We start from the raw sequence: 13,252 nt of genomic DNA, 5'->3' as shown, positions 1-13,252 counted from the left end.
TAGGGAGCCAGAGGCGAGCAGGCCGCCCAGCAGGGCCTGGAATGAGATCCACTCCGCCATCGACCCCGAGGCCGCGGCACTCGTCAGGCTGGGGTGGGGTCGGCCGCACTCAGCTGAAACACCTGGACCACTTCGGTCAGGCGCCCGGCCTGATCCCTCAGACTTTCAGCGGCCGCTGCACCTTGCTCCACCAGAGCGGCATTTTGCTGTGTCATCTGATCGAGGTGCCCCACAGCGGCATTGACCTGCCCGATGCCGTCCGACTGCTCGTGGGCGGCGGTGGTGATCTCGGCGATGAAAGAAGACACCTTGTGCGCATTGACCACGATGTCCTGAATCGTCGTGCCGGCCTCGGTCACCAGGCGACGTCCTGTGGCAACACGCTCAACGCTGTTGGCGATCAGCGACTTGATTTCCTTGGCGGCGTCGGCACTGCGTTTGGCCAGGTTGCGAACCTCGCCCGCCACCACGGCAAATCCACGGCCTTGCTCACCTGCGCGAGCGGCTTCGACCGCCGCGTTGAGAGCCAGGATATTGGTCTGGAAGGCGATGCCGTCGATCACGCCGATGATGTCGCTGATCTTCTGGCTGCTGTCGTGGATGTCCTGCATGGTCGAGACCACCTGGGCCACCACCAGCCCCCCGCGCTGGGCCACCGCCGCATTGGTTACCGCCATCTCGGTCGCCTGGCGGGCCGCATCGGCACTCTGACGCAAGGTCGACGTGATCTGATCGATGCTGGCGACCGTCTGCTGCAGATTGCTGGCCGCCTGCTCCGTGCGCACAGACAAATCCTGGTTGCCTGAAGCGATTTCGCGGCTGGCGGTGTGTATGCCATCGGTGGTGCGGCGAACCTCACCCACGATGCGGGACAGCGCGCCCTGCATTTCGGACAGCGCCTGCATCAAGGCCGTGAGCTCATCGCGCCCCTTGCCCGGGATCTGTTGGGTGAGGTCGCCTCGGGTGATGGCGGAAGCCACGCGCTGGGCCTCTTCGAGCGGACGGCAGATGCTGAGCATATTGGCCAGTGTGGCGGGAACCACCACCAGGACCGCCAGTGCGAGCGCCAAGGCAAATCCGATCAGGGTTTCTTGCGTGGTCGCCCTGCCCTCGCTGTGCAACGCATCGGCCCGCGCCAACATGAGGGTTTCTATCTGCTTCATGTCGTTGAGCAGCTGGGCATAGCGCTCTTGGGCTTTGACCAGCGCCCGGTTGGCCACAGTGGCCGAAACGAAAGCACCTGTCTGAATGCGCTGCACCACGGGCTCCACCTCTTTGACATAGGCATCGAGGTTTTGCTGCATGCGCTGAACCAGAGGCAACACGTCGGCTTGTGGATCGGTTTGCATCAGCGCGAGATTTTCAATCACCGATTTGCGCGACCGTTCCCAATAGAAGCTGGCCAGTGACAGCTGTTCTGGCGATTCGTACTGAATCACCATGTCCTTCTCATACCGGCTGGTGTCGGCCAAGGCCATGCGCAGCCGCGACAAGGTGACCGTTTTCTGAAAGTCCTGGGTGACAAACCGGTCGCTCAGCCGCGCGGTGTGCTGCAGGCCCCAAAATCCGGCCCCGCCAATCAGGATCAGCAGGCACAGCACCACACCAATCGCAGCCATCATCCGAAAGCGAATGGAAAAACGGCGCATAAAAACTTGCATCGGAATCCCGTTTCGATGTTCTGAAGCAGGCGAACGCTCCCCAACCGATCGGGTCAGCGCGCCACAGGGCGGGGCTTAAAGATCTGGATGGCTTGCGTCAGCAACACCGCCTGGTCTCTCAGACTGTCGGCGGCGGCACTGCTCTCTTCAACCAGCGCAGCGTTCTGCTGCGTCATCTGGTCGAGCTGGTTCACTGCGGTGTTCACCTGGCCCATACCGGCTGATTGCTCACCGCTGGCGGCCGTGATTTCGGCAATGATGTCGGCCACTCGCTGCGCATTGTTCACCACCTCGCCAATGGTTTCCCCCGCCTCGGCGACCAGCCGGCTGCCCGCTTCGACCCGGTCCACGCTGGTGCCGATCAGGGTCTTGATCTCTTTGGCCGCCTCGGCACTGCGCTGCGCCAGATTGCGCACCTCACCGGCCACCACCGCAAAGCCCCGGCCCTGCTCGCCGGCACGGGCCGCTTCCACAGCGGCGTTGAGCGCCAGGATGTTGGTCTGGAAAGCAATGCCGTCGATCACGCCAATGATGTCGCTGATCTTTTTGCTGCTGTGGTTGATCTCGTCCATGGTCGAGACCACCTGGCTGACCACATGGCCGCCACGTGCCGCGACTTCGGCATTCGCAACCGCCATCTGGCTGGCCTGGCGTGCCGACTCGGCGCTTTGCCGGGACGTGCTGTTCACCTGCTCCATGCTGGCTGCGGTCTCCTCCAGATTGCTCGCGGCCTGTTCGGTGCGGGCGCTCAGGTCCTGGTTGCCCAGCGCAATTTCGCGGCTGGCGGCTTCAATCTGGGTGGACGAATCCTGTACCGACGCCACCACGACCTGCATGCGCTGCAGCGCAGATTGCAGGGCAAGGGCACCTTGTGTGGTGACCGCTATGTCGCTGACATCCAGCACGATGCCGTCTGGCTGATCAACCGCCTCAACGAGGCGCGTGAGCTCAAGACCCTGTCGTGCTGTGCGCGCCATGCCAACGGCCAGCGCCAGTTCCAGCGAGGTCTGGATCACCACATAGCCGGCGTGCAACATCACGCGGCCGAAGTTGGGTTCGCTCAGGCAATAGAAATCAAAGCCCGCCGCCTGCAAGCGGTCAAACATCACGTGGTGCACGGCAAACAAAACGGCCGCCAGCAAAATGGGGCGCCAGTCTTGGTAGACCAGCAACAGCGCCAGGGTCACGAAGATGCCGAAGTGGTACTCGATCTCACCGTGGGCCAGCTGGATGTGCAATATGACGAGGCCCGCTTGGGCAACCGTCAGCACCATGCGAGACGTCAAGGTTCCCCTCGCCCACACAAAGCCGGCCAGCGCGAACCCCGCCAGCGCCAGCGCGCCGATGATCGCCAGGCTCAGTTCGTAATAGACCGATCCCAAAACCACCGCGGCCACGGCGCTGAGCGCCACGGTCGCCAACAGAACCTTGTCGCCCAACAAGGCTTGAGGATCCAGATGGTCTTGGGAGGAAGGGTTTGCTGTGGGATTCATGTTCATCTTTCGGTTTCGAAAACGTCTACCCGTCAGAAGCTTTCCCAATCGCCTTCGGCGCCAGCGGGAGCCTGCGCCTTGGTGGACGGGGACGCTGCAGGTTGGCTGGCCGTTTTCGATCTGACGGTGGGGGCGGTCGAAGCCGGGGCTGGGCGCTTGAGTTCGAGCGAAGGCTTGGCATACGCCGAGCCCAACGCGGGCCCTGCGGCTCGGGGCAACATCGCAGGTGCCAACTTCCTGGCGGGAGACAACTTGCGCACGGGCGCGGGGATCAAGGCGCCGACCTCACTGTCAAGGCGGAAAACCTGAATCACCTGGGCCAGGCGAAGGGCCTGTTCTTTGAGGCTTTCGGCCGCAGCCGCGCTTTCTTCCACCAATGCCGCGTTCTGCTGCGTCATCTGGTCGAGCTGGTTCACCGCCACGTTGACCTGGCCTATGCCATCGCTTTGCTCGCCTGCCGCCGCTGTGATCTCGCCAATGATGTCCGAGACCCGCTGCACCGAGCCCACGATCTCGCTCATGGTCTGACCCGCATCGGCCACCAGCCGGCTGCCCGCTTCGACCTTGTCCACGCTGGTGCCGATCAGGCCCTTGATTTCTTTGGCCGCTTCAGCGCTGCGTTGTGCCAGGCTGCGCACTTCGCTGGCGACCACGGCAAAGCCCCGGCCTTGTTCACCGGCTCGCGCCGCTTCCACCGCGGCGTTGAGCGCCAGAATGTTGGTCTGGAACGCAATGCCGTCGATCACGCTGATGATGTCGCTGATCTTCTTGCTGCTGTGGTTGATGGCTTCCATGGTCGTGACAACTTCGCCCACCACCTGCCCGCCGCGCACAGCAATTTCCGAGGCGGTGGCTGCAAGCTGGTTGGCCTGGCGCGCCGCATCGGCGCTCTGGCGCACGGTGCTGGTGAGCTGCTCCATGGAGGCTGCGGTTTCTTCCAGGTTGCTGGCGGCCTGTTCGGTGCGGGCACTCAGGTCCTGGTTGCCCGAAGCAATCTCTGCCGACGCCGTGTTGATGCTGTCGGTGGCACTTCGTACCTGTGTCACGGTCTGCAACAACGAATCTTTCATCGCAGCCAATGCCCTGATCAGGTCACCCAGTTCGTCTTGTCGCCGCGTGACGACCGAACGGGTCAGGTCACCTTGCGCCACGGCGTTGGCCATCTGAAGGGCCTCGCCGACAGGCTTGGTCACAGACCGGGTGATGCTCCAGGCGACCCACAAGGCGAACAGCAGGGTAAAGCCGGCCACGGTTGCCAGCAACAAAACTTGGCGCTGTATGGTGGATTCGGAATCCTGAACAGCCACGCTCACAAGCCCCTGCTGGAGCGTCAGCAAACTCTCTTGCAAGCCGCTGTAGCGATTGGCAGCCGGCATCAACGCGTTGTTCAGCACCTGCTCGGCCCCCGCCAGATCATCGGCGCTGAGTTTCGCAAAGTACGCCTTGCGCACTGCGATGTAATCGCTGCGCGCCGCGGCAATGCTCACCAGCAGCGCCTTGCCTTGTTCACTCACAATTTCGGCTTCGAGCGATTTCTGAACCTCACTGATGCGAGCCGAAGTCTCGGCCATCAATGGTTTGAAGTAAGCATCCACAGCTGGGTCGTTGCCCGACTTGGCCACCGCCAGCACGCGGTTGATGTTCAGCTTTGTTCCTTGCAACCACTCTGAAGTGTTGATGGAGCGCTTGTCCATCTCGACGATGCGCTGGGTGGCGGCCTGCGACGCCTGGAGACCAACAAAAGCCAAGGCTGTCATCACGGCCAGCAGCATCAAGACCACGGCAAACCCGAGGTAGAGGCGTTGGCCAATTTTGAGTCGATCGAAAATCATGATGAATCCTTAAGAAAAGATGCGCCGATCAGGATGCGTCAGAAGCTTTCCCAATCGCCCTCGGCGCCAGCGGATGCGGGTACTTTCAGGCTTGGGGATGCCGCGGGCTTGCTGGCCACTTTGGCCTTGGGCAAGGGGGCCGGGCGCTTGAGTTCGAGCGGGGCCCTGGGCGTCGTCGAGGTCAAGGCGGGAGCTCTGGCCGCAGCCAGCTTCGCGGGCGCCGGCTTTCTCACGAGGGGAAGCTCACGCACGGGCGCATGGGTCAATGCCGCGACCTCACCATCAAGCCGGAAAACCTGAATCACCTGGGCCAAGCGGTTGGCCTGATCCTTGAGGCTTTCGGCCGCAGCCGCGCTTTCTTCCACCAATGCCGCGTTCTGCTGCGTCATCTGGTCGAGCTGGTTCACCGCCACGTTGACCTGGCCTATGCCATCGCTTTGCTCGCCTGCCGCCGCTGTGATCTCACCAATGATGTCCGAGACCCGCTGCACCGAGCCCACGATCTCGCTCATGGTCTGGCCCGCGTCGGCCACCAGCCGGCTGCCCGCTTCGACCTTGTCCACGCTGGCGCCGATCAGGCCCTTGATTTCTTTCGCTGCTTCGGCGCTGCGCTGCGCCAGGTTGCGCACCTCACCGGCCACCACCGCAAAGCCCCGGCCCTGCTCACCGGCTCGCGCCGCTTCCACCGCGGCGTTGAGCGCCAGGATGTTGGTCTGGAACGCAATGCCGTCGATCACGCTGATGATGTCGCTGATCTTCTTGCTGCTGTGGTTGATGGCTTCCATGGTCGTGACGACTTCGCCCACCACCTGCCCACCGCGCACAGCAATGGCCGATGCGCTGGCTGCGAGCTGGTTGGCCTGGCGGGCTGCATCGGCACTCTGGCGCACGGTGCTGGTCAGCTCCTCCATGGAAGCAGCGGTCTCTTCCAGGTTGCTGGCAGCCTGTTCGGTGCGGGCGCTCAGGTCCTGGTTGCCCGAGGCAATCTCTGCCGACGCCGTGTTGATGCTGTCGGTGGCACTGCGCACCTGGGAGACCGTCTGACGCAGCGATGCAATCATCTCGCCCAATGTGGCCATCAGGCTGCCAGCGGGCACATGGTCCATCCGGACATTGAGGTTGCCCGTAGCCACTTCACGCATGGCGGCCTGAGCCTCCGAGGGCTCGCCGCCGATCTGTCGGGTCACGCTGCGCAAGGTGTACCAGCCCAAGCCAACGATGGCACCCAAGGCCAGGAGTCCAATCAACATATCAACCAGCACAGCCTGTTGAACCTGCGCATCGAGATCGTCCGTGTACAGGCCCGAACCCACCATCCAGTTCCATCCGTCGACCTTGATCACAAACTGCAGCTTAGGCACGCCCTCGGTGCCGCCGGGGCGCGGGAAATAGGTCGGAACCAGTGCTTGGCCATTGGTGCTCTTTTTCAGCCCCGACGTGAGGTCCACGATGATGTCTGCGCCATTGGTGTCCTTGAGTTTTCCCAGCATGTTCTGCCCTGCCCACTCCGGCTTGAGCGGGTGCATCACAGCAACGCCATCCAGTGTCCAGATATAGAAGTAATCCTTGCCCTCCGCGCCATAGCGCGCGATGCGCAGGGCCTCTGTAGCCGCTGCCTGCGCTTGTTGATCGCTCAGCTTGCCCGACTGGACTTGGGCGCGAAAGCCTTCGACGATCGAATGGGCCGACTGCACCGCGGTCACGAGCTCACCCTGGCGGCCGGTCTCGATCAGGCGTTTGGCTTGCACCACAGCCACAGCGGCGATGGCGGCAATGCCGAGCGAAGCGGCGACGATCAGCAGGCTGATCTTTTGACGGAAAGTAAGGGTATTGATCATGGCGGGGAGACACAAGGTAAGACGGGCAAGAGAACGGGTTTTGCGCCGCACAACTCGATCGAAAAAAGGAGTAAGGCGTTATTGAACCGTTGGTTGAACGTCCATCAACCCCATGTCTGCAGAAGACATGAGTGCTTCGATATCCATCAAGATGAGCATGCGCTCGGCCACGCTGGCAATGCCGGTGATGTAGCTCGTGTCCATGGCCGTGTTCATCTCAGGCGCCGCGTTGATCTGATCCGGACTGAGCTCCAGCACATCAGAAACCGAGTCCACCACCGCGCCGACCACACGACCGTGCACGTTGAGCACGATCACCACGGTGAAGCTGTCATAGGCCACCGAGCTGCAATTGAGCTTGATGCGCAAGTCCACCACCGGCACGATCACCCCGCGCAGATTGACCACGCCCTTGATGAAGCTGGGCGCATTCGCGATGCGCGTAGGCTCTTCGTACGAGCGGATCTCCTGCACCCGCAGGATGTCAATGCCGTACTCCTCGCCACCCAGCCGGAAAGTGAGGAACTCAGCGGCAGTTGCCTTGTGGACAGCCCCGCGGGATGTCTGGTTCTGAGAGTTTGATGAAGTGAGCATGGTCATACGCCGGTCCATGAGAATTGATAGGAGGTCTTCCTACTATCGACCGGAGTGCGCCCAACTGAAGCCGGGAAAAGGACGATGAACGGGGCTCTGTCTCTCACACTGATGCGGTCTCCGGCGGCGCAAAAGAAAGGGGCACCATCATTGGCACCCCTTTTCCCCGCTCCCGCCTTTCCCAGGACACCCCCCCTATCGGGTGGCTGGGGGCGATGATTCAGCTCAGGCGGAACACCTGAATCACCTGGGCCAGGCGGTTGGCCTGATCCTTGAGGCTCTCGGCCGCAGCCGCGCTTTCCTCCACCAATGCCGCGTTCTGCTGCGTCATCTGGTCGAGCTGGTTCACCGCCACGTTGACCTGGCCTATGCCATCGCTTTGCTCGCCTGCCGCCGCTGTGATCTCACCAATGATGTCCGAGACCCGCTGCACCGAGCCCACGATCTCGCTCATGGTCTGACCCGCATCGGCCACCAGTCGGCTGCCGGCTTCAACCTTGTCCACGCTGGCGCCGATCAGGCTCTTGATTTCTTTCGCTGCTTCGGCACTGCGCTGCGCCAGGTTGCGCACCTCACCGGCCACCACCGCAAAGCCCCGGCCCTGCTCGCCGGCACGGGCCGCTTCCACCGCGGCGTTGAGCGCCAGAATATTGGTCTGAAACGCAATGCCGTCGATCACGCCGATGATGTCGCTGATCTTCTTGCTGCTGTGGTTGATGGCCTCCATGGTCGTGACAACTTCGCCCACCACCTGCCCACCACGCACAGCGATGGCCGAGGCGCTGGCTGCGAGCTGGTTGGCCTGGCGCGCCGCATCGGCGCTTTGACGCACGGTGCTGGTGAGCTGCTCCATGGAGGCCGCGGTCTCTTCCAGGTTGCTGGCAGCCTGTTCGGTGCGGGCACTCAGGTCCTGGTTGCCCGAGGCGATTTCAGAACTGGCACCATGAATACCCGCGCTGGCCTGGTGCACCTGCGTCACCAGCTCCTGCATGGAGCGCTGCATGGTCACCAGCGCACCCATCAGGCTTTGTGGATCCCGCACGGTGGGCAATGCGCCGGACAAATCGCCGTCTGCGATGCGCCGCAAAACAATCTTGGCCGCGGCAGGATCGCCACCAATCTCCCGTCGCAACGTGCGTTGCACCATCAGCCCCAGCAGCGCGGCTGTCACCAAGGCCGACAACGCCAGTGCCATGGAGACCCAACGCGCACGCTCTGCGCGCGCCACCACCGTCTCGCGGGTTTGCGCGGAGAGCGCTGAAGAGGCATCTTTGAGCTTGAGCAGCTCACCGCGCAGAGCCCGCCAGGCGGGAGTCTCTTCGCGGTTCAGCAAGTCGACCGCCTGCGCCACGTCGATCTTCACCTGGGCCAGCACTTTCTCCTGTGCCGCGGCCTGGGTGCTGCGCAATGCGGCCAGCGGCTCCAGACTGGCGGCCGTGGGCGTGCCCTGCGCGGCCCTTTGGGTGGCAACGTAGGCCTCGTCAAACGCGTTCTTGGCCGCATTCATGTTGTCATAGGCTTTCGGGTTGGCTGGGTCCAGGAGAATGTTCCGCAACGCTTGGCCCATCTGGAGTCCTTGCGCGTACATCTCCCGCACGCCGTTGGCGACTGCCTGTTCGGTCTGGAGGTAGTTGTCAAAGTCGCTCTGGGTTCGGCCGAGTGCCCAAATGCTCCCGACCAATCCCGCGACAAAGAGGATCGCGGGCGCCAGGAAGGCAATGACGAGGCGGTTGTTAAAAGTCATGTGAACTCCTTGGATTAGAAACTTTCCCAGTCGCCTTCAGCGCTGGTGGATGCCGGGGCCGCTGGCCGCTTGATTTCGGTCGAAACCTGGGCGAACTTGCTGGTGGGTAAACGCTAGCGCGTCGGCTCGTAGGGCAATGCTGCGGCGGCGCCATCGATTCGGAAAACCTGAATCACCTGGGCCAGGCGAAGGGCCTGTTCTTTGAGGCTTTCGGCCGCAGCCGCGCTTTCTTCCACCAATGCCGCGTTCTGCTGCGTCATCTGGTCGAGCTGGTTCACCGCCACGTTGACCTGGCCTATGCCATCGCTTTGCTCGCCTGCCGCCGCTGTGATCTCGCCAATGATGTCCGAGACCCGCTGCACCGAGCCCACGATCTCGCTCATGGTCTGACCCGCATCGGCCACCAGCCGGCTGCCCGCTTCGACCTTGTCCACGCTGGTGCCGATCAGGCCCTTGATTTCTTTGGCCGCTTCAGCGCTGCGTTGTGCCAGGCTGCGCACTTCGCTGGCGACCACGGCAAAGCCCCGGCCTTGTTCACCGGCTCGCGCCGCTTCCACCGCGGCGTTGAGCGCCAGAATGTTGGTCTGGAACGCAATGCCGTCGATCACGCTGATGATGTCGCTGATCTTCTTGCTGCTGTGGTTGATGGCTTCCATGGTCGTGACAACTTCGCCCACCACCTGCCCGCCGCGCACAGCAATTTCCGAGGCGGTGGCTGCAAGCTGGTTGGCCTGGCGCGCCGCATCGGCGCTCTGGCGCACGGTGCTGGTGAGCTGCTCCATGGAGGCTGCGGTTTCTTCCAGGTTGCTGGCGGCCTGTTCGGTGCGGGCACTCAGGTCCTGGTTGCCCGAAGCAATCTCTGCCGACGCCGTGTTGATGCTGTCGGTGGCACTGCACATCGAAGCCACCATCTCGGTGAGACTGACCCTCATTCGATCAATCGCGTGCAGCATTTGTGCCGCTTCGTCGCTACCCGTGACTGCCTGTTGCTGCGTCAAATCGCCAGCCGCCACGGCATCGGCCGCCCTCTGAGCACGCCCAATGGGGACAACGATCGACTGCACGAGGAAATGGCCCCCTGTCGCAGCCACAGCCACACCCACAGCCAGCAGTCCTAGCAAGATGGCTGTCATCCGCTGAAAATCGCGATTGCTCGCCTCGGCCACCTGTTTGGAGATATCCAGTTGCAGGTTCACCAAATTGGAAATCGATGTGCTGATGGGATCGATCACTTGATAGGAAGGCCCATCAAACGCAGATAGCTGACCCATGACGTTGCCCGACATTTGACCCAATCTGGACACAATCTTGGCCATCTCTGCGTCGGCTGGACCAAAGGTCAACGTGGCTTGCTCAATCAGTTTTTTCTCTTCCCCGCTATGGTTTATCGCGAGGTAGGCTTTCCACTCTTGCTCGATGACCTTCCTGGCCCGCGTCACATTCTCCCGAGCCACTTCGGCTGTGATCACGCCAGCATTTGCTTTATTGACCGCGTCGATGACATCGACTGCATAAGCATCTGCAATCAGCTTCAGCCCCTTCATGGGCTCCACACGATCGTTGTACACGGAACGCAACCCTTGATTGCTGCCACGCATTCCCACAAACCCCATCAAGCTCATGGCAACCATCATCAGAATGAGGAGGGTCAAGCTGCCCGTCAAGCGAGAACGGATAGAGGATCGAAAGATGATCATTATGAAAACTCAGAAGACAAGAAAAAGATCCGGGGGAAATGGCCACTCAACTGCAAGGCTGCTGTTGCATAAACCGGCAGGGCATCAATTCAAGGGGGGAGAGACGTCCATCAACCCCATGTCGGCAGAAGACATGAGCGCCTCGATATCCATCAAGATGAGCATGCGTTCTGCCACGCTGGCAATGCCGGTGATGTAGCTCGTGTCCATGGCCGTGTTCATCTCGGGCGCCGCGTTGATCTGATCCGGACTGAGCTCCAGCACATCAGAAACCGAGTCCACCACCGCGCCGACCACACGACCGTGCACGTTGAGCACGATCACCACGGTGAAGCTGTCATAGGCCACCGAGCTGCAATTGAGCTTGATGCGCAAGTCCACCACCGGCACGATCACCCCGCGCAGATTGACCACGCCCTTGATGAAGCTGGGCGCATTCGCGATGCGCGTAGGCTCTTCGTACGAGCGGATCTCCTGCACCCGCAGGATGTCAATGCCGTACTCCTCGCCACCCAAGCGGAAGGTGAGAAATTCTGCCGAGGGCACCGGAGCCGCCGTTTGGGCAAGCCGGACCTGACGAAGTGAGGTGGGGTTGTGCATGTCCATGATTCGCTGGCCTTCTAAACTCGGAGGGTCTTGAGACTATCGACCGTTACGGGGGTCCCTGAAGCGGAAAAAGACAAGCTTTGCAAGTGGAAAAGCTCCATCGGAACCCGCCAGTGAAGGGTTGAAACACCCCGTTGTGCTCGCCAGCTTCAAAGGGGTGTGGGCTCGATCAGGCGTGGGCGCCACCCAGACGAAACACCGAAACGGCTTGCACCAGTTGTTCCGCCTGCTGACGCAAACTGGCCGCAGCCGCTGCACTCTCTTCCACAAGCGCCGCATTTTGCTGGGTGGCCTGATCCATCTGGCTCACCGCCTGGCTGATCTGGTTCACCCCCGCGTTCTGCTCCATGCTGGCGCTGCTGATTTCGCCAACGATGTCGCTCACTCGTTGGATCGAGCTCACGATTTCCTGCATGGTGCTGCCGGCCCGGTCCACCAAGGTCGTGCCCTGCTCGACACGCTCAACGCTGGCGCTGATCAAGCCCTTGATCTCCTTGGCAGCCTCGGCACTGCGTTGCGCTAGGTTGCGCACCTCGGCCGCCACCACGGCAAAGCCCCGTCCTTGTTCACCGGCGCGGGCTGCCTCCACCGCGGCATTGAGCGCCAGGATATTCGTCTGGAAGGCAATGCCATCGATCACGCCAATGATGTCGCTGATCTTTTTGCTGCTGTCGTTGATGGCTTTCATCGTCTGCACCACCTGGCTCACCACTTCACCGCCCTGGACAGCGACCGAACTGGCACAGGCGGCCAGTTGGTTTGCCGAACGGGCGTTGTCCGCGTTTTGGCTGGCCGTTGTCCCCATCTCCTCCATAGAGGCCGAGGTCTGTTCCAGCGCAGAAGCCTGCTGCTCGGTGCGACTCGACAGATCCTGATTGCCCTGCTCGATTTGAGCGCTGGCGGTGGCGACACTGCCGGCGTTGCCGCGTACCGTGCCGACCACCCTGGACAGGCTGGCTTGCATGCGCGCCAGCGACCGCAGCAGTTGCCCCACCTCGTCTCGACTGTCCGCTTCGATGGGCTGACTCAGGTCGCCTTCGGCAATGTGGTCGGTAACTTCCACCGCGCGCGCCAAAGGGCGTGTCACACTGCGCGCCACCAACCAGGCGATCAGACCACCGGCCAGTGCTGCAGCGATCGCAAGCACCAGCATCAACGTGCCGGCTGTCGACACCTCTCGCATGGTCTCTGTCTTGCTGTCGGCCATCAATTTTTCCTGGAGCAACACCAGCTCTTCAAGCGCCTTGAAGTAGGCCGCTTGCGGCGCATCCAGTTCATTGAGGATATGGTCGCGCGCGCCAGACATGTCGTTGGAACGGCCGAGCTCGATGGCTTTTTTAAGCGCCAAGTTGTAGGCACTTCGGGCCGACATCGTCGCAACCAGAAGGGACTTTCCTTCGCCCGAAGTGATCGTGACCTGCAGGACCTCGAAGAGCTTGGCGTTGGCGGCCTGGGCCAGCTCAATGCGGGTGACCTCGGCGTTCATCAACGTGTCGTCTTCGATCATGGCCACGTTTCGGATGGCGCTGGCAATGACGTACACGTTGTCGCGCACGTCACGCACCTGGTCCACTTTGACGACGCGGTCGTTGGTGAGGAGCTGCAAGTCGTCGCCCACGCTGGTCAAAGAGTTGCGCCCGATGAGGGCCACAGCCAGGCCGGCGACGATGACCAGAGCAAAACCTGCCCCGAGACGGGTGCCGATGCGCAAACTCTTGAAGAATGACATGTCAAAAATTTCCATGCAGGATCGGGTTAAGAATGGACCACGCTGAGCCTGCCACAGC

Annotated in this window: 9 protein-coding genes; all 9 read right to left on the bottom strand. The window is 61.9% G+C overall.

Annotated features, from left to right (window positions below):
• Window positions 1-83: 83 nt before the first annotated feature.
• A complete protein-coding gene (locus tag E5678_RS17740; RefSeq protein ID WP_136179760.1) occupies window positions 84-1,661 on the bottom strand; it encodes a methyl-accepting chemotaxis protein in 1,578 nt (525 codons plus the stop codon).
• A 53-nt stretch (window positions 1,662-1,714) separates the two neighbouring features.
• On the bottom strand, window positions 1,715-3,154 hold the full coding sequence (locus tag E5678_RS22835; RefSeq protein ID WP_281728078.1) for a methyl-accepting chemotaxis protein: 1,440 nt from the start codon (window positions 3,152-3,154) through the stop codon (window positions 1,715-1,717).
• Between the two features lie 32 nt (window positions 3,155-3,186).
• A complete protein-coding gene (locus tag E5678_RS22830; RefSeq protein ID WP_136179758.1) occupies window positions 3,187-4,986 on the bottom strand; it encodes a methyl-accepting chemotaxis protein in 1,800 nt (599 codons plus the stop codon).
• 38 nt (window positions 4,987-5,024) lie between these two features.
• Complete coding sequence (locus E5678_RS17725; RefSeq protein ID WP_136179757.1) at window positions 5,025-6,824, bottom strand: methyl-accepting chemotaxis protein; 1,800 nt, start codon at window positions 6,822-6,824, stop codon at window positions 5,025-5,027.
• A gap of 78 nt (window positions 6,825-6,902) precedes the next feature.
• Window positions 6,903-7,418 (bottom strand): chemotaxis protein CheW, encoded by a 516-nt coding sequence (locus tag E5678_RS17720; RefSeq protein WP_136179756.1) that lies wholly within the window; start codon window positions 7,416-7,418, stop codon window positions 6,903-6,905.
• A 220-nt stretch (window positions 7,419-7,638) separates the two neighbouring features.
• Window positions 7,639-9,162: a methyl-accepting chemotaxis protein gene (locus E5678_RS22825; protein WP_136179755.1), complete on the bottom strand. Its 1,524-nt coding sequence runs from the start codon at window positions 9,160-9,162 to the stop codon at window positions 7,639-7,641.
• 113 nt (window positions 9,163-9,275) lie between these two features.
• A complete protein-coding gene (locus tag E5678_RS17710) occupies window positions 9,276-10,814 on the bottom strand; it encodes a methyl-accepting chemotaxis protein (RefSeq protein WP_281728077.1) in 1,539 nt (512 codons plus the stop codon).
• Between the two features lie 129 nt (window positions 10,815-10,943).
• The gene (locus E5678_RS17705) at window positions 10,944-11,459 is read right to left on the bottom strand and encodes a chemotaxis protein CheW (RefSeq protein WP_136180843.1); all 516 of its coding nucleotides are present in this window, start codon (window positions 11,457-11,459) and stop codon (window positions 10,944-10,946) included.
• 175 nt (window positions 11,460-11,634) lie between these two features.
• Complete coding sequence (locus tag E5678_RS22820; RefSeq protein ID WP_136179753.1) at window positions 11,635-13,194, bottom strand: methyl-accepting chemotaxis protein; 1,560 nt, start codon at window positions 13,192-13,194, stop codon at window positions 11,635-11,637.
• Window positions 13,195-13,252: the final 58 nt, after the last annotated feature.

The organism is Hydrogenophaga sp. PAMC20947, assembly GCF_004795855.1.
Lineage (GTDB): Bacteria > Pseudomonadota > Gammaproteobacteria > Burkholderiales > Burkholderiaceae_C > Hydrogenophaga.
This window is presented reverse-complemented; position numbering and strand designations above follow the sequence as displayed.